The sequence below is a fragment of the Thioclava sp. F1Mire-8 genome (genome assembly GCF_002213165.1).
In the GTDB taxonomy this organism is placed as follows: domain Bacteria; phylum Pseudomonadota; class Alphaproteobacteria; order Rhodobacterales; family Rhodobacteraceae; genus Thioclava; species Thioclava nitratireducens.
Genome location: NZ_NBNY01000002.1, coordinates 455,417 through 474,627, shown reverse-complemented (window position 1 = coordinate 474,627; position 19,211 = coordinate 455,417). Strand labels below are relative to the sequence as shown.

The 19,211-nt window shown below is 65.7% G+C and carries 15 protein-coding genes and 1 tRNA gene; 8 read left to right on the top strand and 8 right to left on the bottom strand.

Translation table 11 applies throughout. From position 1 onward, the window contains the following. Positions 1-13: 13 nt before the first annotated feature. The 3 genes from B6V75_RS10785 (at position 14) to B6V75_RS10775 (ending at position 4,954) form a co-directional block, all read left to right on the top strand. Positions 14-1,099, top strand: coding sequence for a BMP family ABC transporter substrate-binding protein (locus tag B6V75_RS10785; RefSeq protein ID WP_075774184.1), 1,086 nt, complete (start codon positions 14-16; stop codon positions 1,097-1,099). 212 nt (positions 1,100-1,311) lie between these two features. Continuing rightward, complete coding sequence (locus B6V75_RS10780) at positions 1,312-2,598, top strand: FAD/NAD(P)-binding oxidoreductase (protein ID WP_075774183.1); 1,287 nt, start codon at positions 1,312-1,314, stop codon at positions 2,596-2,598. Positions 2,599-2,758: 160 nt separating this feature from the next. Then, positions 2,759-4,954 (top strand): OmpA family protein, encoded by a 2,196-nt coding sequence (locus tag B6V75_RS10775; protein WP_088719678.1) that lies wholly within the window; start codon positions 2,759-2,761, stop codon positions 4,952-4,954. Positions 4,955-5,029: 75 nt separating this feature from the next. Here the strand turns inward: B6V75_RS10775 and B6V75_RS10770 are convergent. Further along, a tRNA-Met gene (locus tag B6V75_RS10770) sits at positions 5,030-5,106 on the bottom strand. Between the two features lie 137 nt (positions 5,107-5,243). On the opposite strand from B6V75_RS10770, the gene selD reads away from it, so the two are divergent. Beyond that, complete coding sequence (gene selD, locus B6V75_RS10765; RefSeq protein ID WP_088719677.1) at positions 5,244-7,409, top strand: selenide, water dikinase SelD; 2,166 nt, start codon at positions 5,244-5,246, stop codon at positions 7,407-7,409. 172 nt (positions 7,410-7,581) lie between these two features. Here the strand turns inward: selD and mnmH are convergent, their stop codons facing one another. From mnmH to B6V75_RS10750, 3 genes are all read right to left on the bottom strand, one after another. Further along, positions 7,582-8,631 carry a tRNA 2-selenouridine(34) synthase MnmH gene (gene mnmH, locus B6V75_RS10760; RefSeq protein WP_088719676.1) on the bottom strand — a complete coding sequence of 350 codons (1,050 nt, stop codon included), beginning with the start codon at positions 8,629-8,631 and terminating at the stop codon, positions 7,582-7,584. Further along, on the bottom strand, positions 8,631-9,215 hold the full coding sequence (locus tag B6V75_RS10755) for a L,D-transpeptidase (RefSeq protein ID WP_075774179.1): 585 nt from the start codon (positions 9,213-9,215) through the stop codon (positions 8,631-8,633). The genes mnmH and B6V75_RS10755 overlap by 1 nt, the downstream gene beginning before the upstream one ends. A 131-nt stretch (positions 9,216-9,346) precedes the next feature. Continuing rightward, positions 9,347-9,553, bottom strand: a complete 207-nt coding sequence (locus tag B6V75_RS10750) for a DUF2892 domain-containing protein (RefSeq protein ID WP_075774178.1) — start codon at positions 9,551-9,553, stop codon at positions 9,347-9,349. Between the two features lie 125 nt (positions 9,554-9,678). Here B6V75_RS10750 and B6V75_RS10745 point away from each other — a divergent pair, with 125 nt between their 5' ends. Beyond that, positions 9,679-11,907 (top strand): heavy metal translocating P-type ATPase, encoded by a 2,229-nt coding sequence (locus B6V75_RS10745; RefSeq protein WP_088719675.1) that lies wholly within the window; start codon positions 9,679-9,681, stop codon positions 11,905-11,907. Between the two features lie 102 nt (positions 11,908-12,009). Then, complete coding sequence (locus B6V75_RS10740; protein WP_088719674.1) at positions 12,010-12,471, top strand: transglycosylase SLT domain-containing protein; 462 nt, start codon at positions 12,010-12,012, stop codon at positions 12,469-12,471. 137 nt (positions 12,472-12,608) lie between these two features. Here the strand turns inward: B6V75_RS10740 and B6V75_RS10735 are convergent, their stop codons facing one another. Then, a complete protein-coding gene (locus B6V75_RS10735; RefSeq protein WP_088719673.1) occupies positions 12,609-15,116 on the bottom strand; it encodes an FtsX-like permease family protein in 2,508 nt (835 codons plus the stop codon). After that, positions 15,113-15,811, bottom strand: coding sequence for an ABC transporter ATP-binding protein (locus tag B6V75_RS10730; protein WP_075774174.1), 699 nt, complete (start codon positions 15,809-15,811; stop codon positions 15,113-15,115). The genes B6V75_RS10735 and B6V75_RS10730 overlap by 4 nt, the downstream gene beginning before the upstream one ends. 40 nt (positions 15,812-15,851) lie before the next feature. On the opposite strand from B6V75_RS10730, the gene B6V75_RS10725 reads away from it, so the two are divergent. Beyond that, positions 15,852-16,514 carry an arylesterase gene (locus tag B6V75_RS10725; RefSeq protein WP_240496946.1) on the top strand — a complete coding sequence of 221 codons (663 nt, stop codon included), beginning with the start codon at positions 15,852-15,854 and terminating at the stop codon, positions 16,512-16,514. A 4-nt stretch (positions 16,515-16,518) separates the two neighbouring features. On the opposite strand, the gene B6V75_RS10720 is transcribed toward B6V75_RS10725, so the two are convergent. Then, complete coding sequence (locus B6V75_RS10720) at positions 16,519-16,926, bottom strand: hypothetical protein (RefSeq protein WP_088719671.1); 408 nt, start codon at positions 16,924-16,926, stop codon at positions 16,519-16,521. A 115-nt stretch (positions 16,927-17,041) separates the two neighbouring features. Here B6V75_RS10720 and hemF point away from each other — a divergent pair, with 115 nt between their 5' ends. Next, on the top strand, positions 17,042-17,941 hold the full coding sequence (gene hemF, locus B6V75_RS10715) for an oxygen-dependent coproporphyrinogen oxidase (RefSeq protein ID WP_088719670.1): 900 nt from the start codon (positions 17,042-17,044) through the stop codon (positions 17,939-17,941). A gap of 193 nt (positions 17,942-18,134) precedes the next feature. On the opposite strand, the gene hemE is transcribed toward hemF, so the two are convergent. Then, entirely contained in the window at positions 18,135-19,166 is a 1,032-nt protein-coding gene (gene hemE / locus B6V75_RS10710; protein ID WP_088719669.1) for a uroporphyrinogen decarboxylase, read from the bottom strand. Positions 19,167-19,211: the final 45 nt, after the last annotated feature.

The window sequence follows — 19,211 nt, the reverse complement described above, 5'->3', positions numbered from 1 at the left end:
TTGGAGTAACGCGATGAACCGCAGATCCTTTTTGAAAACCACCGCCGCCACGGCCGTTGTCGCGGGCGCAGGCGTCCCGGCTTTCGCCGCTGACGAGCCGCTGAAAGTCGGCTTCATCTATGTCGGCCCCGTCGGCGACATGGGGTGGTCCTACCAGCACGACCAGGGTCGTCAGGCGATCGAAGAGAAATACGGCGACAAGGTGAAAACCTCGTTCATCGAGAACGTGCCGGAAGGTCCCGATGCCGAGCGCGCGCTGACCCAGCTTGCGCTGGACGGCAACAAGCTGATCTTCGCGACCTCCTTCGGCTTCATGGACGCGGTCGTGAACGTCGCCAAGAAATTCCCCGACGTGAAATTCGAGCACGCCACCGGCTACAAGCTCGCCGACAACCTCGCGACCTATGACGCGAAGTTCTACCAAGGTCGCGCCATTCAGGGCACGATCGGCGGTCGCATGACCAAGACCAACAAGATCGGCTATATCGGCTCCTTCCCGATCCCAGAGGTCTATCAGGGCATCAACGCCGCCTACCTCGCGGCGAAGAAGGTGAACCCGGACGTCGAGATGAAAGTCGTCTGGGCCTATTCGTGGTTCGACCCGGCGAAAGAGGCCGACGCGGCCGCAGCCCTGATCGCCGATGGGGTGGACGTGCTGCTGCAGCATACCGACTCGACCGCGCCGCAGGCGAAAGCTCAGGAAGCGGGCAACGTCATCACCTTCGGTCAGGCCTCGGACATGTCGTCCTTCGCGCCGATGCCGCGCGTCTCCTCGACCATCGACAACTGGGCGCCCTATTACATCGAACGCGTCGGCGCCGTCATGGACGGCACCTGGAAATCGGAAGCCACCTGGGGCGGCATCGACAGCGGCATGGTGAAGATCGGCGAGATCTCCTCGGCGGTGCCGGACGACGTCAAGAAAGAGGCGCTGCAGCTCAAGGACGACATCGCCTCGGGCAAGGTCCATCCCTTCGCGGGTCCGCTCAACAAGCAGGACGGCAGCGAATTCCTCAAGGCAGGCGATGTCGCGACCGACGACCAGCTTCATTCGATGACCTTCTATGTCGAGGGCATTACCGCGGAACCGCCGAAGTAAGCGATTGCACGAACGAAAAGACGAAAGGGTCGGCCAGGCGCCGGCCCTTTTTTCATGCTCGCGCCGCCTCTACCCCCCTTCTCATTGACCGTCATCGTTGCCGCCCCCAGGATTCAGGCTCAAAATTTGAAGTGTCGAGCAACTTGACACATTCAATAATTTGCATCTATCGGTAGATAGAGCGGTTGACGTTAGGGAGTGGGAGGAAGGCAATGGCACATATCGTGGTACTTGGCGCGGGTCTTGGCGGCGCCATCATGGCTTATGAATTGCGTGACCAGGTCCGCAAGGAAGACGAGATCACCGTCATCACCAAGGACCCGAAGTATCACTTCGTGCCCTCGAACCCCTGGGTCGCCGTCGGTTGGCGCGACCGCAAGGACATCACCGTCGATCTCGAACCGACGATGAAGAAAAAGAACATCAAGTTCATCCCGGTCGCGGCCAAGCGCCTGCATCCCGATGACAACAAGGTCGAGCTGGAGGATGGCCGCGAGATTTCCTACGATTACATCGTCCTCGCCACCGGCCCGGAACTGGCCTTCGACGAGATCGAGGGGCTCGGCCCTGACGGCTTCACGCATTCGGTCTGTCACATCGATCACGCCGAGGAGGCCGGCACCGCCTTCAAACGCTTCTGCGAAAACCCCGGCCCGATCATCGTGGGCGCGGTGCAGGGTGCCTCGTGCTTCGGCCCGGCCTATGAATTCGCCTTCATCCTCGACACTGCGCTGCGGCGCGCGAAGATCCGCGATCAGGTGCCGATCACCTTCGTCACCTCCGAGCCCTATGTCGGCCATCTCGGTCTTGATGGCGTGGGCGACACCAAGGGCCTTCTCGAATCCGAAATGCGCAACAAGCACATGAAGTGGATGGTCTCGAGCCGTGTGAAGAAGGTCGAGGACGGCGTGATGCATGTCGAGGAAATCGCCGATGACGGCTCGATCAAGGCCGCCCACGAATTGCCGTTCAAATACGCGATGATGCTGCCACCCTTCCGTGGCATCCCGGCGGTCATGGGGCTGGACGGTCTCGTCAATCCGCGCGGCTTCGTCATCGTCGACAAGCACCAGCGCAACCCGAAATATCCGAACGTCTTCGGCATCGGCGTCGGCATCGCGATCCCGCCCATGGGGCCGACCCCGGTACCCTGCGGCGTGCCGAAAACCGGCTTCATGATCGAGTCGATGGTCACCGCCACCGCGCATAACCTAGGCAATATCGTGCGCGGCAAAGAACCCGACGAGACCGGCACCTGGAACGCGATCTGTCTGGCCGATTTCGGCGACAGTGGCATCGCTTTCGTGGCCCAGCCTCAGCTTCCGCCGCGAAACGTCAACTGGTCGAGCCAGGGCAAATGGGTCCATCTCGCCAAGATCGGGTTCGAGAAATATTTCCTGCGCAAGCTGCGCAAGGGCACCTCGGAGCCGTTCTACGAGAAGACCGCGATGAAGATGCTCGGCATCGACAAGTTGAAGGCGGTGAAGAAGACTCACTGAGCCGGGTCGGCAACCATTTCTGTTTTCAATTCACGGGGCGGGCCTGCAGGCTCGCCCCGCGCTGATTCACGCCGATGGTGGTGACGCGCCGGAACACACGCCTCCGTGAAACGTTTGGTCCCCCGATACACGGCCAGATGCCGTATGAAAGGGAGACGACATGAAGACGTTGAAGACGACCACTGCGCTCGTTGCCGGCCTTGCCGCGCTGAGCCCGGCGATCCTGCCGTTCAGTGCGCTTGCCCAGGACAGTAACACCACCGCTGCGGAATGCGTTGCGAAAGCAGTCGCAGACGGCACCCCGATGGAGCAGGCGAAAGCCGATTGCGAGGCCAATGCGGCGAATGCCGACGGCTCCGCTGAAGCCGCCGCAGGCACCGATCCGGCGAATGCAGATGCGCCGATGTCCGACAGCGAAGCCGATCAGGCTGCGAAAGCGGCGATCGAAGGCGCAGCCCCGCCCTCCGAACAGGACCCGGCCGCGAGCAGTGACGCCCCCGACGCCAGCGCGAAAGCCGCAGTCGAAGGCGGCGCGGATGTGACCACTCAATCCGGGACCACGGGCACCGATGCCAACGCCGACGCGGCCGCTGCCGCGACGACCGATACCGATACGGCCACGAATGCAGATACGTCTGCCGAGCCCGACGCCGCCGCATCGACCGATGCGCAGCCCGAGGCCGCGGCGCCCGCCGAGACCGACGGGGCCGCGACCGCGAACGGCGAGGGCACGACTTCAGCCGATACGACCACGAAGACCGACGGGTCCGCGACCGCCGCGACCGATGGCTCGACCGGCGCGACGGCTGACGGTACAACCGACGCCACCGCTGACGGTTCGACTGCTGCAGAAGGCCAGACGAATGCCGAGGCGACGGACACCATGAGCCCCGACACCACCTCGCAGGACGCCCCTGCCCCGGTGACCGACACCACAGAAAACGCCATGCAGAACTCGGCGGCTCAGCCGGAGAGCACCGCGACGGCTGAACCCGAGGCGAAACCCGCTGGCGAGACCTCGACCGATACCACCTCCGACACTCAGGTCGTGCAGGAGGGCAATGGCGGATCGGGTTCCGACGTCGAGCCGAAGGTGGTCCAGCCGAAAGAGGCGACGACCGCAGATTCGACGAACGCCGACGCGAACACCACCGATGCGGCGAGTGCTGACGCGAGTGCCGAGGCGCAAACGGATCAACAGGCGAACACGCAGGACAGCTCGACCGCCGAGGCGACGAAGCTGCTCGAGAACGCGCTGACAGACACCAAGGCCGCGATCCAGGGCGAGGCTGTGCAGAACGAGGCGCTCAACGCACCGGCCGACAGCACCGACACCACCAATGCCACCGAAGAAACGGTGACCGAGGACACTGCGCGCAGCGCCTCGGAAGACTTCTCGACCACGGTCGACGCCAAGCCCGACGCACAGGCGCAGGCCACGGCCCAGACCGATTCGACGAAGAAGAAAAAGGACGGCCTGAGCACGCTCGAAACCGCAGCGCTCTCCGGTCTCGGTGCGCTCGCCGTGGGAGCGATCCTGAACAACGGTTCGAAAGTAGCCGTGAATTCGGGCGACCGCGTCGTGGTGCAGCAGCCCGACGGATCCTATCAGTTGGTGAAGGACGATAACGCGCTTCTGCGTCAGCCCGGGTCGAAGATTCGCACGCAGGACTACGCGGACGGCTCGTCGCGCACGATCGTGACCAAGCCGGACGGCAGCCAGATTGTCACCGTCTATGACGCGCAGCGCCGAATCCTCAAGCGGACGCTGGTCCAGCCCGACGGGACGCAATACCTGCTGGTCAATGACGCGCAGGGCGCAGACCCTGTAGATGTCTCGGCGCTCCCCAAGCCCAAGCCCGTCGCGACGGTGTCTTCCAGCAACGAACAGGCACTGCGCGAAGCGCTGACCCGCCAGAGTGGCGTCGACCGTACCTTCACGCTTTCGCAGGTGCGCAACATCACCCCGGTCCGCGAACTCGCGCCCGCAATTACGGTCGAGAACATCAACTTCGAGACTGGTTCGGCAGCGATCCAGCCGGATCAAGCGCAGGCCCTCTCGGCTCTGGGACAGGCGATCCAACAGCGCATCGACGAGAACCCGCGTGAGTTGTTCCTCGTGGAAGGCCATACCGACGCCGTCGGCAGCGCCGCCTACAACCTTGCGCTCTCGGACCGTCGCGCGGAATCGGTCGCGCTGGCACTGAGCGAGTATTTCGACGTGCCCGCCGAGAACCTCGTGGTGCAGGGCTATGGCGAACAGGACCTGAAAGTGCAGACCGAAGGCCCCTCGGAAGCCAACCGCCGTGCCGTCGTGCGCCGGATCACCGATCTTCTGCGCACCGCCTCGAACTGAGGTTGAGCCAGAGACAAAAGCAAAGGGCGCCCCGCGGGGCGCCCTTTTCGCATCTCTCCCGAAAGAGGGGAGTAGTGGTGGCGAGGGGGGGACTTGAACCCCCGACCCCACGATTATGAGTCGTGTGCTCTAACCAGCTGAGCTACCTAGCCACTGGGGGGCTAACTAGGCAAAGCGGATCGTCCAGTCAAGGACGTTTTGCGGGAAAATTGCCCCCATTTCGCTGCGGCATATTGGGAATTGGCGAAGCCGTGCGCAAAGGCTAGGCAGGAGGAGAAAAGGAGAGACCATGCACGCCGCCCCTGCCCTGCCCCTCACACGCGATATCGTTCTGATCGGGGGCGGTCATACCCACGCGCTGGTGCTGCGGATGTGGGGGATGAAGCCGCTTCCGGGCGTGCGGCTGACAGTGATCAACCCCGCGCCTTCCGCCGCCTATTCGGGGATGCTGCCGGGCCATGTGGCGGGGCATTATACCCGCGACGAGTTGCAGCTCGATCTGGTGAAGCTCGCAAGACATGCTGGCGCGCGGCTGGTTCTGGGGCGCGCGACGGGAATCGATCGGGCCCGGCGGCTGATCGAGGTGCCGGGGCGTGCGCCGATCGCCTACGACGTGGCCTCGATCGATATCGGGATCACGGCAGAGATGCCGCAGCTGCCGGGATTTCGCGAGCATGTCGTGCCCGCGAAACCGCTCGACGCTTTCGCCGATGCCTGGGACGCCTTCGCCGCCAATCCGCCCGAGTCGCCAAAGATCGCCGTGGTCGGCGGCGGCGTGGCGGGGGTGGAGCTTGCAATGGCGTGTGCACACCGTCTGCCACAGGCCCAGGTAACGGTCTATGAGGCCGCCCCCGAGGCGTTGCGCGCGCTCGGCACCGGCGCCCGGAATGCGATGCTGAAACACTGCGCACGGCTCGGCGTGAAGATCGAGACCGACGCGGCGCTGATCGGGGCGGGAAAAGGGCGGCTCCTTCTGGAAGGCGACCGCACAGCCGAGGCCGATTTCATCATCGGTACGGGGTCGACGAAACCCGCCGACTGGCTACCCGAAACCGGACTCGATCTGACCGACGGTTTCGTCACGGTCGGCCCGACGCTGCAAAGCTCGGACCCCGCGATCTTCGCCGCAGGCGACATCGCCCATCTCAGCCACGCGCCGCGTCCCAAGGCAGGGGTCTATGCGGTGCGCGAGGCCAAGCCGCTGTTCGCAAACCTTCGCGCTGCCGCTTCGGGCGGAGAGATGAAGACCTACCAGCCGCAGCGCGATTATCTGAAACTGATCTCCGCAGGCGGCAAGCTGGCGGTGGCCGATAAATGGGGGTTGCCGTTGAACGGCGCGTGGCTCTGGCGCTGGAAGAACCGGATTGACCGCAAGTTCATGACGAAGGTCCACGATCTGCCCGCGATGCCGACACCCCCCCTGCCACGCGAGCACGCGCAGGGAATCGCGGAGGTGCTGGGCAGCAAACCGATGTGCGGCGGCTGCGGCGCGAAGCTGGGCGGTCAGGCGCTGCGCGAGGCGCTATCTGACTTGCCCGCACCTGCGCGAACGGATGTGCTGAGCGGTCCGGGCGACGATGCCGCCGTTCTGTCCTGCGGCTCGCAAGCACAGGTCTTCACCACCGATCACGTCCGCGCCTTCACCGAAGATCCGTGGCTTCTGGGCCGGATCGTCGCGCTGCATGCGATGAGCGACGCCTGGGCGATGGGCGCGGCACCGCAGGCGGCCTTGGCGCAGGTCACACTGCCTCGCCAGTCGGAGGAACTGGGCGCGCGGGCCCTGCGCGAGATGCTGGGTGCCGCGTCGGAGGCGTTCCGCGAAGCGGGCTGCGATCTCGTCGGCGGGCATACCTCGATGGGCGCGGAGCTGACACTCGGCTTCACCGTGACCGGGCTGGCAGAGCGACCGCTGGGCCAAGACCGAGCGCGTCCGGGTGAGGCACTGATCCTGACCAAGGCGCTTGGAACGGGCGTGATCCTCGCCGCCGAGATGGCGAAGCACGCTCCCGGCGACGTGGTGGCAGGCGCGCTGGAGAGCATGACCCGCAGTTCCGCCGACGCCTCCGCGATCCTCGCGCCCGTGGCCTCTGCGATGACGGATGTAACGGGGTTTGGTCTCGCAGGGCATCTGCTGGGACTATGCGAGGCGTCGGCTGTCTCGGCAGAGCTGGACCTTGACGCGATCCCGCTGCTGGAGGGCGCCGAAGCTTTGGCGGAAGCGGGCGAACACTCGACGCTCCTGCCGCAAAACATCGCCAATTGCGCGGGCCGGATGACCGCGCCGCCGGGGCCGCGTACGGAGTTGTTGCACGATCCGCAGACCTCGGGTGGCTTGCTGGCGAGCGTGCCGGAGGCGCAGACGGCGGAGGTGTTGGCAAAGCTGGAAGCGGCAGGCTACCGCGCCGCGCGGATCGGGTCGATTGCGGACGGCCCGGCGTTCCTGCGGGTGCGGTGAGAGACGGGACGCGCCCGACCCTTGGGGGGCGCTTTGACCGGCAGATGGCTTGGCGCTTTATCTCGCAAGCCCGGAAGACATGCCTACTCGCGATGACATTGCCAATGTGCCCTCCTGGGGGGAGGGTCGGGCGCGGCCCAGGCTGGTCGCCCGTGCCAAGGGCTCACGCCCCTTAGCGCTCCGCCATCTCCTGCGCCTCTCTTACCACCTGCGCAGCTATCCCCTCGATCGCCTCCGGCGCGAGACTCTCAGCCTCGATCACCCGCTCCAGCTCCACATGACGCGCGCGGTGTTTCTCGTAGCGCGGATCATAATGGTCGCGCATCAATTCGCCCGCCAGCGCCGCATATTCACCGGCCTGCGCCTGTACCTGCCATGCCGCGACCCGCTCGGCGGGCTGGAAGGGCCGCAACTGATCGAGCACCCCAAGCAGACGATCCGGGTCCGCCGTGATATCCGCATAGGCCCGCGCCAGATACCCCGCGCGCTCCGCCAGCGGCGCCCTGATCCGCACACGCGGCGCGTCCTTGATCGCAGCCCAGATCCCGCTCGGCAGTTGGAGATCGCCAATCTTTGAGCTTTCCGCCTCCAGCAGCACCGGTCGCGCCGGGTCGAGCGCCGCGATCTCCATGATCAGCCTGGTCTCGAAATCCTTCTGGCTCGACTGCCCGCCCTCCATCGCCCCGAAGAGAGAACCGCGATGATTGGCCAGCCCCTCCAGATCGATCACCTGCGCGCCCTGTGCCCGTGCCGCTTTCAGAATGTCGGTCTTCGCGGTTCCGGTATTGCCGTCGAGTACGACCACCGGACAGGGCATCGCCGCCTGTCCAGCCTCCACCACCAGCGACCGGAACGCCTTGTAGCCGCCCTCGACCAGCTCCACGCGCCAGCCGACCTGCTTCAGGATCGTCGCGAAAGAGCCCGAGCGCTGTCCGCCGCGCCAGCAATAGACCAGCGGACGCCAGCCGCCTTCCTTGTCGGCCAGCGGACCCTGCAAATGTTTGGCTGCATTCTGCGCCACCAGCGCCGCACCGATCTTGCGCGCGTCGAAGGGCGCGACCTGTTTGTAGATCGTGCCGACGCGGGCGCGCTCCTCATCGTCGAGCACGGGCAGGTTGATGGCGCCGGGGATATGATCCTCGGCGAATTCCGAAGGCGAGCGCACATCGATGATCATGTCGAAATCGAGCGCGGCGACCTCGGCAATCGAGGTAAGTTTCATCAGTAGACAGTAACCTGCGTGCCGACGGGAACGCTGTTGAACAGCTCGATGACGTGATCGTTCACCATCCGGATGCAGCCGTTCGAGACCGCATGCCCGATCGACCGCGGCTCGGTCGTGCCGTGGATGCGGATCGCCGTGTCATGCCCATTCTGATAGAGATACATCGCCCGCGCGCCGAGCGGGTTCTCCGGCCCACCTTTCATGCCGTCGGCGTATTTCTTGTAGGCCGGGTTACGCTCGATCATCTCTGGCGTCGGGGTCCAGCTCGGCCATTTGACCTTGCGCGCTACCGTCGCCTTGCCGCGGAATGTCAGTTCCGCCTTGCCGACCGCCACGCCGTATCGCATCGCAACGCCCGGCGCGATGATGTGATAGAGGAAGAACTTGTCGGAAACGATGATGATCGAGCCCACCGGCAGATCCGGCTTCACCGCCACTTTCGTCGGGTAATATTGCGAGCCGATCGGCCAGCGCTTGGCCGGTCCGGTCTCGACGCTTTGCGCGGGTTCGGTTGCGGCAAAGGCGGGCAGGCTTGCGAAGGGCAAGGCGGCCAACGAAAGAAGAAAGGCGCGGCGATCCATCTCAAACTCCTGCAAATCCCGTGGCTTCATTCAAGAAAAGCCAAGGGCGAGGCTAGCAAAGCCGCCCCACCCTCTCAAGATTTGGTCTCGGGTCCGGAAAAGACCAGCGCCAATCGTTGCCGCTTTGTCGATTACTTACCGAAAGCGCAGCCCGATTTGACACCGAACTTGCCGAAGATCATTGCAGCCGGGCAGAAACCGGTGAAGGCCGATTGCAGCAGGTTCGCGCCGATGAAGGCAGTAAACCAGAGCCAATACATCGAGACATAAACGGCCAGCAGCAGCGAGATCAGGATCATCACGCCAGCAAAGGCAAAAATCGCACGGTCGAGGTTCATTCGAGGGTACTCCACGAAAAGGTTACGTTGAGACAGAATATAGCATCTCCTCAAGACAAATTCAATTGCTTGCATATGTCTAGCGACGCTTGACCGCAGCCCCGCGCGGGATCAGATAACGTCCCATGAGCGAAGCCACTTTCATAATCGACGCCATGCATTGCGGGGCCTGCACCGGTCGGGTCGAACGCGCGCTGATGGCACAACCCGGCGTTCAAAACGCCTCGGCCAACCTGATGGCGCGCAGCGCCCATGTCGAATTCGACGGGCCCGCCGACCTCGAGAGCCTCAAAACTGCGCTCGATCAGGCCGGCTATCCGGGCCGTCTGAAAGAGGAGATGGCCAGTGGCCCCAGCGCCGCCGAACGCCAATTGCAGGAGGCGCGCCAGCTCCGGCGGCAGTTCCTGACCGCGCTCGCGCTGACCGCCCCGGTCTTCGTGCTCGCGATGGGCGCGCATATGATTCCCGGCATGCATCACCTGATCGCCAGCACGATCGGGATCGAAGCAAGCTGGTGGGTGCAGATGATCCTTACCGCGCTGGTGCTGGCCTTCCCAGGCCTCGTCTTCCTGCGCATCGGCGTCCCCGCCCTGCTGCGCGGCGCGCCCGAGATGAATTCGCTCGTGGCGATGGGCTCGCTCGCCGCGTTTGTCTATTCCGCCCTCGTCACGCTTGCCCCCGGCCTTCTGCCGGAGGCCGCGCGCGGCGTCTATTTCGAGGCGGCGGCGACCATCGTCACGCTGATCCTGCTGGGTCGCTGGCTTGAGGCGCGCGCCAAGGGCCGGGCCGGCGAGGCGATCTCGCGGCTGATCGGTCTGCAACCCAAGACCGCGCGTGTGCAGACCGAAAACGGGGTGGAGGAACGGCCGATCGAGGAACTCGTGCCCGGCGACATTCTTCTGCTTGCACCCGGCGAACGGGTCGCGCTCGACGGGGTAATCGCCGAAGGCGCGGGGCATATCGACGAGAGCATGCTGACGGGCGAGCCCGTGCCCGTCGCAAAATCCGAAGGCGATCCGATCACCGGCGGAACGGTGAATGGCGAATCCGCGCTGAGCTACCGCGTCACCGCAACCGGCGGCGACACCGTCCTGTCGCGGATCATCGCGATGGTCGAAGCTGCGCAGGGCGCGAAACTGCCGGTGCAGGCACTGGTCGACAAAGTCACCCGCGTCTTCGTGCCCGTGGTGATGGCGCTGTCGCTCCTGACCTTCGCGATCTGGATGATCGCCGGGATGGGTTTCTCGCACGCCTTCGTCGCCGCAATCTCGGTGATGATCATCGCCTGCCCCTGCGCGATGGGGCTGGCGACACCGGTCTCGATCCTCGTGGGCACCGGACGCGGCGCCGAGCTGGGCCTGCTCTTCCGCCGTGGCGACGCGCTGCAACGCCTCTCGGAAGTCGCGGTCGTGGGCTTCGACAAGACCGGGACGCTGACCGAAGGCCACCCCGCCCTGACCGATCTCGAGCCGCTCGCCGACCTGCCCGAGGCGGAAATCCTCGCGCTCGCGGCAGGCGCCGAGGTGCGCTCGGAACATCCGCTGGCCCGGGCGATCCTCGCCGAGGCCGAAGCGCGCGGTATTACCCATGCCCCGGTCAAACGCGTCAAGGCGCTGGCCGGCAAGGGGCTGCGCGCGCAGGCCGAAGGCGCGAAGCTCTGGATCGGCAATGCCGGCGCGATGGCAGAGGCCGGAGCCGATATCACGCCCTATGCCGAACGTGCGAAGGCGCTGGCCGCGAAAGGCCGCACCCCGGTGTGGATGTCGCTCGACGACCGGCCAGTCGCGCTGATGGCGCTGTCGGACCCGATCAAGACAGAGGCGCGCGAAGCGATCGACGCTCTGCACAAGGCGGGCAAACAGGTGGCAATGGTCACCGGCGACACGCGCGTCACCGCGGAAGCCGTGGGCCACGATCTTGGCATAGACCGGATCGAGGCCGAGGTGCTGCCCGACGGCAAGCGCGATGCGGTCGAGAGCCTGCGCCAGATCGGACCGGTCGCCTTCGTGGGCGACGGCATCAATGACGCCCCTGCGCTGGCGGCCGCCGATGTGGGCCTCGCGATCGGCACCGGCACCGATGTCGCCATCGAGGCCGCCGAGGTCGTGCTGATGCGCGGCGATCCGAACGGCGTCGCGATGGCGCTGGAACTGTCGCGCGCGGTGATGCGCAATATCCGGCAGAACCTGTTCTGGGCATTCGCCTATAACGTCGCGCTGATCCCGGTCGCGATGGGCATCCTCGTGCCCTTCGGCGGACCCGGCCTGTCCCCGATGCTGGCGGCGGGCGCGATGGCCTTCTCCTCGGTCTTCGTGGTCACCAACGCGCTGCGCCTGCGCCGCGCCCTGCGGTGATCCGGGCGTGGATCGGCAAGAGCGCGCCGAGGCCGGAACTCCACCCTTCCCAAGCGGCAAGGAGGGCGCTTAGCTGCGGAAGACCTCGATTGGAGCGCCCGCATGCTGACTCGTCGCCTCTTCATTCTCTCGCTGAGCGCCCTCGCAGCTTGCGGCGGCTCGCCGCGGCCGATGCCGAAACCGGCCTATGCGCTGCCGCTCCACCGCAACGAGACGCCGGAAATCCGCGCCCTGATCAACCGCTATTCGGACCACTACGGCGTTCCGCGCACCCTGACCCACCGAGTCATCCAGCGCGAGAGCCGTTACCGCGCCGATGCCCGCAATGGCCCCTATTACGGGCTGATGCAGATCCTGCCGCAAACCGCGCGCGGCATGGGCTTTCGCGGCAAGCCGCATGACCTGCTCGACCCTTCGACGAACCTGAAATACGCAGTGAAATACCTGCGCGGCGCGTGGCTGGTCTCGGACGGCTCTGAAGATCGCGCTGTGAAATGGTATTCGCGCGGCTATTATTACGAGGCCAAGCGGCGCGGCCTGCTCCGGGAAACCGGACTGCGCTGACCCGCAACCTGCGCGGCCTCAAACTGAGGGACGCTCCGCGGGGGATATTTGCGCCAAGGCGAAGCAAAACGCTCTCTCTTCGGCTTGGCCGAAATATCCCCGCCGGAGGCATCCGGCCTTTCCACGCAAAGCTGCCCTCACTCAGGCGCGCGCAACACCCCGGCAGGCCGGGCCGCAAGCGGGCGCAAAGCGAAGACCAGACCCGCGAGCAGCGTCGCGATCACACCGCCCGCCACGATCAGAAGCGCTGGCATCGGGGCGAAATGGAACTCCGCGCCCATCACCAGATGAACCACGGCCCAGCCGGCGAGCCCACCGAACAGGATCGCGACCAGCCCCGCCGCCGCGCCCATCAGCGCAGAGCGCAGCGCGAAGCTCGCTAGGATCGCGCCGCGCGTGGCGCCGAGCGTCTTGAGCATCGCAGCCTCCCAGGCCCGCTCGCGCTCGCCCGCCGCTGCCGCCCCGATCAGGACGACGAAGCCGGTAAGCAGCGTCACGCCCGCCGCCAGCGAGGTCGCCCGCGCGATGGCCGAGAGCGCATCAGTCACGCGCTGCAAGGCATCGCGCACGCGGATCGCGGTGATATTGGGGAAGCGTTCCGCCAGATCGCGCATCACCTGCGCCTCGGCGCTTGGCGGCGCGTAGATCGTGGCGAGCCATGTATGGGGCGCACCGCGCAGCGCCGCGGGATCGAGCGTGAGGACGAAACCGATCCCGCCGGTCGAGAAATCCACATCGCGGAACGAGGTCACCTTCGCGGTGATGTCGCGCCCGAGGATGTTCACCGTGATCGTATCGCCGAGCTTCAGGCCGATCTCCTGCGCCTCCTTGGCCGAGAAGCTGGCCAGCGGCGGACCGTTATAGTCCTTCGGCCACCACTCGCCCGCGGTGATCTTCTCGCGCGGGGTCTCGGCATAGGTCACGCCGCGATCGCCGCGCAGCACCCAATGCTCGCCATGCGTCTTGCGCGCATCCTCGCCGTTGATCTTGGTGATCACGCCGCGCAACATCGGCACGCTCTCGACCTTCGTGACTGCAGGCATGTCAGCCAGCAGGTCGGTGAAGGGCTGGATCTGGTCGGGCTGGATATCGATCACGAAATAGGCCGGCGCGACCTTCGGCAGATCGCGGTCGATCGCACCGCGCAAGCCGCTGTCGACCTGCCCAACGGCCGCCAGTACCGAGAGACCGAGGCCGAGCGACAGGATGACGGAGCGCGCTTCGGAGCGCGGCCCGCCGATAGCGGCAAGGGCTGCGCGCAGCACCGGGCGGCCCCGGGCACGGTGCTGGGCGCGACGCGCGAGCCAGCGGATCAGGCTGGCGGAGAGCGTCAGGATCAGAAGCGCCACGGCGATGCCGCCGAGGCTAGCCAGCGTCAGCGTCCAGAGACCCGAGAACCACGCCGAGACGGTGACGATGATCGTCAGAAGCGCTGCGGTCAGCAGAAGTGTGGGCCAGCCCGGCAGGCGGCGGCCTGCGCCGGTATCGCGGTAAAGCGTCGCCGCGCGCATCTTCGACATGCGCGAGAGCGGCCAGAGCGCAAACAGCATCGCGACCAATGCGCCGTAGAGCGCGGCCTCGCCCAGCGGGCCGGGATCGAGGCCGATCTCGACCGGCAGTGGCAGCGAGCGTTCGATCAGCCCGGATGCGCCGAGTACGAGACCGGCGCCAAGGACGAGCCCGGCGAGAATGCCCGCGAGGCCGAGGGCTGCGAGCTGCAGCAGAAACGCCGCGCGGATCGTGCCTCCGGTCGCGCCGAGCGCGCGCAGGGTCGCGATGGTGGGCGCCTTGCGTTCGATCCACGCAGCGACCGTGGCGGAGATGCCGACCCCGCCTACGGCCAGCCCGGCAAGCCCGACCAGCACGAGGAAAGAGCCCAGCCGCTGCACGAAACGCTCCGCCCCCGGCGCGGCCCGGCGGCGGTCGGACCAGCGCATACCTGCACCGTCGAACCGGGTCTCGGCCTGCTGTTTCAGCGTGGCGAGGTCGGTGTCTGGCGGTAGCGTCGCGCGGTATTCCGTCTCGAAGAGCGAGCCGGGCGACAGCAGCGGCGTGTTCTCGATGGCCGACAGAGAGACGATGGAATGCGGACCGAGGCCCATCCCCGTCCCGGTCGAATCCGGCTCGCGCACGATCCGCGCCATCATCACGAAATCCTGCCCGCCCAGCTGCACCTTATCACCGGGGCTCAGGCCCAGACGGTCGGCGAGGATCGGATCGAGGAAAATCCCCGGCAAGCCGCCCTGCCCCGTCAACGCGTCAGGCGCGACGGGCGGATCAAGCTGCAGCTTGCCGGTCAGCGGATAGGCCCCGTCCACCGCTTTCACCTGCGTCAAAGCGCGGTCGGCGGGATCGGTGCCGGTCGACAGCATCGAGCGGAAGTCGATCACCTCCGAGACCGCCGTGGCGCGGTCGGTGATCCATTGCATCTCCTCGGGCTTGGCGCGGCGATAGGTGAATTCGTATTGCGCGTCGCCCCCCAGCAGAACCGCGCCCTGATCCGACAGCGCACGTTCGATCGCGGAGCGCACCAGCCCCACGGAGGCGATCGCCGCCACGCCCAGCATCAGGCAGAGCAACATCACCCAGAAGCCGCGAATGCCGCCGCGCAGCTCGCGCCGGGCGATGGAGAGCGCGAGGCTCATGCGGGGGTGCCCGTTGCAATGTGATCGCCCACGACTTCTCCATCACGCAGCTCCACGATCCGGTCGCAGCGCGAGGCCAGTTCAGGCGCGTGGGTCACCAGCACCAACGTCGCGCCGTGTTTCTCCTGCAGGCCGAAAAGCAGCTCGATGATCGTCTCGCCCGTGGCGCTGTCGAGATTGCCGGTGGGTTCATCCGCCAGCAGGATCGCAGGTCGCGGCGCGACCGCGCGGGCCAGCGCCACGCGCTGCTGCTCGCCGCCCGACATCTGGCTGGGATAATGGTCGAGCCTATGCGCCAGCCCGACGGCCTCCAGCTCTGCCGCGGCGCGCTCGAACGGGCGCTCCACGCCTGCGATTTCCAGCGGCATCGCGACGTTTTCCAGCGCCGTCATCGTCGGGATGAGGTGGAAGCTTTGGAAAACCACCCCCATATTACCCCGACGAAACCGCGCCAGCGCATCCTCGGACAGCTTCGAGAGATCGTGACCCAAAGCGGTGACAGACCCCGAGGTGGCGCGTTCCAGCCCACCCATCAGCATGAGGAGCGACGATTTGCCCGATCCAGACGGCCCCGTAAGCCCGACGCTTTCCCCTTTCGCGATGCTGAGGTCGATCCCGTTGAGGATCTCGACCGGGCCGGTATTGCCGTCGAGCGCGAGCCGCGCGTCTTTCAACTCAAGGATCGTTTCACTCATGCGCCGTCTTTCTTTTGCTTCAAAGGGATATGGGCCGCGCATGGGGATACGCAAGCGGATCGCGGCCGGTTTTATCGCCGCAGGGCTGGCTCTGAGCGCTGTGCCCGCGATGGCGGAGGTGTCGATCCTCGCGCTCGGGGACTCGCTGACCCAAGGCTACGGGCTCGATAATCCGACCGACGGGCTGGTCCCGCAGCTGCAAGGCTGGCTGCGCGATCACGGGCAGGATGTCAGCGTCATCAATGGCGGCGTCTCCGGCGATACGACGGCGGGCGGGCTGTCGCGGATCGACTGGCTCCTGACGCCGCAGCCCGATGCGGTGATCGTGGCTCTGGGCGGCAACGACCTGCTGCGGGGGTTGCCCCCGGAACAGGCTCGCGCGAACCTCGACGGCATCCTCGCGAAACTGCAGGCGAAGGACATTCCGGCACTGCTGGCAGGCCTTCCCGCACCGGGGAATTTCGGCCCGAAATACCAGAAGGATTTCGACGCGATCTATCCCGACCTGGCGAAGAAATACGATGCGGTTCTGGCGCCCAACCTTCTCGCCCCGATCACGGAGACTTCGATCGAGGAGCGCGCGAAGGCCAACCTGATGCAGCCCGACAATATCCATCCCTCGCCTGCCGGCGTGAAAAAGGTGGTGGCGGCGCTGGGGCCGAAGGTGCTGGAGCTTCTGGCGAAGGTGAAGCCAGGGAGCTGAGCGCTCAGCTCTCCTCTTCTGGATAAGCCGCCTTGCAGGCTGCGATCTGCGCCTCGGCGGCCTTCGACAGTTCCGCCTGCCGCTTCAACAGAGCCTCAAGTTTGCGCTTTTCGATTACCGGATCTATCGGGATCGGTCGCTGGCGCGTCACAGTGTAATCCTCGAGGCACATGCGCGGCTTCTGGATCACCTTGTCGCCCTTGGTGATCGTGTCGTAGCCACAGATTTCCCACCGGCTCGACGTGGTCTCGTAGCTCTGCCACGCATAGCCGCGCGCGAGATTGCCCTGCACCTCGCTGACCAGATCGGTGACGCGGCGCAGTTCGGTCGTGGATTGCCGGATACAGCGCTCCTGCGGGGTGCCGCAGGCGGCGAGCAGGACGAGCGGGATCAGCATCAGGGCGTGGCGCATGGGCGGTCTCCTTCGCGTTCAGCCTACGCCCGCTTCCGCCCGCGATCAATCGCGCCCTTCCCGCACCCGCCCACGCCTGCTAAGGATCACGCCAGAGATTTGGGAGGCCCGACGCATGACAGACACGGTTGAGGATTTCGACGCCCGCAAGGGCCGCGCGAGCCAATGGTTCTCGGACCTGCGCGACCGGATCGTGGCGGCGTTCGAGGGGCTGGAGGACAGTCATACCGAAGGTCCGCTGTCCGAGCAGGCGCCGGGTCGCTTCGAAGTCACCCCGACCGAGCGCAAGGGCCCCGCGGGCGAGGACCACGGCGGCGGCAAGATGAGCGTGATGCGCGGCGGTCGCGTCTTCGAAAAGGTCGGCGTGAACATCTCCACCGTCTGGGGCGAACTGGCCCCCCGCGCGCAAAAGGCGATGGCTGCGCGCGGCGTGCCGGGGATGGAGGAAGACCCGCGTTTCTGGGCCGCAGGCATTTCGCTGGTCGCGCATATGCAGAACCCGCATTGCCCCGCCGTGCACATGAATACCCGGATGTTCTGGACGCCCGGCGCGTGGTGGTTCGGCGGCGGCGCGGACCTCAATCCGTGTCTTGAGTATGACGAGGACACCGCGCATTTCCACGCCGAGATGCAGGCCGCCTGCGACGCTCATGACAAGACCTATTACGACCATTTCAAAGCCTGGGCGGACGAGTATTTCTTCATCCCCCATCGCGGCCGCGCGCGTGGCGTCGGCGGCATCTTCTACGACGATCTGAACACCGATGAGTGGGAGGACGATTTCGCCTTCACCCAATCGGTGGGCGCGGCCTTCCTGCCCGCCTTCCAGCCGCTGATCGAGAAACGCCGCGTGCAGGACTGGTCCGAAGAGGACCGCGAAGCCCAGCTGCGTCATCGCGGGCTCTATGCCGAATATAACCTCGTCTATGATCGGGGCACGAAATTCGGGTTGGAAACCGGCCACAATGCGGATGCGGTCCTGATGAGCCTGCCGCCCGTCGCGAAGTGGTATTGAAGGGCTGATGGCCTCATGGGCGCGAGGTGGAGGGGCGCTGCCCCACCCGCGCGCAGGCACGTAAACGGAAAGAAAAGAGGGGCGCTGCCCCTCTTCGCTTACGCGAATTCACCCCGGGATATTTTTGCCAAGAGGAAGAGATAGTTGCGCGCCCGAATACTCGGACGCGCGCGCTCTCGGTCGAAATCGCGTGTCAACCGTTGCGGATCGTCTCGACCATCAGCGCCACGTTCTCCGGATCGGCATCGGGAGTGATCCCGTGACCGAGATTGAAGATATGCGGCCCCTTGCTGAAGGCCTGCACCACGTGGCGGGTCTCGTCGATCAGCGCCTGACCTCCGGTGACCATATGCGAGGATGCGAGGTTGCCCTGTACGCAGCCCGACACCTGGACATGCTCTGCACCCCATTCCGGTGTCACCGAATTGTCAAGAGCGACGCAATCGGCGCCGGTCTTCTGATGGAAGCCGATATAGCCCTCGCCCGCCTCGCGCGGGAAGGCGATGACCGGCAGACCCGGGAAACGCGCTTTCATCTCGGCGATGATCTTGCGCGCCGGTTCGACGGCGAAGTCCTCGAAATCCTGGCCCTTGAGCGAGCCCGCCCAGCTGTCGAAGATCTTCACGACTTCGGCCCCGGCCTCGACCTGTTTCGAAAGGTATTCGATGGTCGAGACGGTCAGCAGGTCGATGATTTTCACGAAGGTCTCGCGGTCTTCGGCCTTCAGCGCATGCGCCGGACCCTGATCCTTCGTGCCACGCCCCGCGATCATGTAGGTCGCGACGGTCCACGGTGCGCCGGCGAAACCGATCAGAGTGGTCTCTTTCGGCAGTTCTTCCGAGAGGATCGAGACCGTCTCATAGACCGGATTCAGCGTCTCATGGATGTCGTCCTTGGTCTTGAGCTTGGCGAAATCGTCGGCCCCGGTAATCGTCGAGAGGCGCGGGCCCTCGCCTGTCACGAACCACAGATCGGCGCCCAGAGCCTGCGGCAGGAGCAGGATGTCGGCGAACAGGATCGCCGCGTCGAAGCCGTAGCGGCGGATCGGCTGCAACGTCACTTCGGCGGCCAGTTCGGGGGTGTAGCACAGCGACAGGAAATCGCCCGCCTTCGCCCGCGTCGCGCGATATTCCGGCAGGTAGCGCCCCGCCTGCCGCATCATCCAGACCGGAGGGGTCGGCAGCACTTCGCCTTTCAAAGCTCGCAGGATCGTCTTGTCGGTCATTCTGGCGCCTCCTCTTTGCCCCCTTCGACGCGACCTGTGGCGTCA

Coding starts and splice junctions, on each gene's coding strand:
- B6V75_RS10730 (WP_075774174.1), bottom strand. CDS start 15,811: ATGAGTGAAACGATCCTTGAGTTGAAAGACGCGCGGCTCGCGCTCGAC.
- B6V75_RS10780 (WP_075774183.1), top strand. CDS start 1,312: ATGGCACATATCGTGGTACTTGGCGCGGGTCTTGGCGGCGCCATCATG.
- hemE (WP_088719669.1), bottom strand. CDS start 19,166: ATGACCGACAAGACGATCCTGCGAGCTTTGAAAGGCGAAGTGCTGCCG.
- B6V75_RS10725 (WP_240496946.1), top strand. CDS start 15,852: ATGGGGATACGCAAGCGGATCGCGGCCGGTTTTATCGCCGCAGGGCTG.
- B6V75_RS10785 (WP_075774184.1), top strand. CDS start 14: ATGAACCGCAGATCCTTTTTGAAAACCACCGCCGCCACGGCCGTTGTC.
- hemF (WP_088719670.1), top strand. CDS start 17,042: ATGACAGACACGGTTGAGGATTTCGACGCCCGCAAGGGCCGCGCGAGC.
- selD (WP_088719677.1), top strand. CDS start 5,244: ATGCACGCCGCCCCTGCCCTGCCCCTCACACGCGATATCGTTCTGATC.
- B6V75_RS10720 (WP_088719671.1), bottom strand. CDS start 16,926: ATGCGCCACGCCCTGATGCTGATCCCGCTCGTCCTGCTCGCCGCCTGC.
- B6V75_RS10735 (WP_088719673.1), bottom strand. CDS start 15,116: ATGAGCCTCGCGCTCTCCATCGCCCGGCGCGAGCTGCGCGGCGGCATT.
- B6V75_RS10755 (WP_075774179.1), bottom strand. CDS start 9,215: ATGGATCGCCGCGCCTTTCTTCTTTCGTTGGCCGCCTTGCCCTTCGCA.
- B6V75_RS10745 (WP_088719675.1), top strand. CDS start 9,679: ATGAGCGAAGCCACTTTCATAATCGACGCCATGCATTGCGGGGCCTGC.
- mnmH (WP_088719676.1), bottom strand. CDS start 8,631: ATGAAACTTACCTCGATTGCCGAGGTCGCCGCGCTCGATTTCGACATG.
- B6V75_RS10775 (WP_088719678.1), top strand. CDS start 2,759: ATGAAGACGTTGAAGACGACCACTGCGCTCGTTGCCGGCCTTGCCGCG.
- B6V75_RS10750 (WP_075774178.1), bottom strand. CDS start 9,553: ATGAACCTCGACCGTGCGATTTTTGCCTTTGCTGGCGTGATGATCCTG.
- B6V75_RS10740 (WP_088719674.1), top strand. CDS start 12,010: ATGCTGACTCGTCGCCTCTTCATTCTCTCGCTGAGCGCCCTCGCAGCT.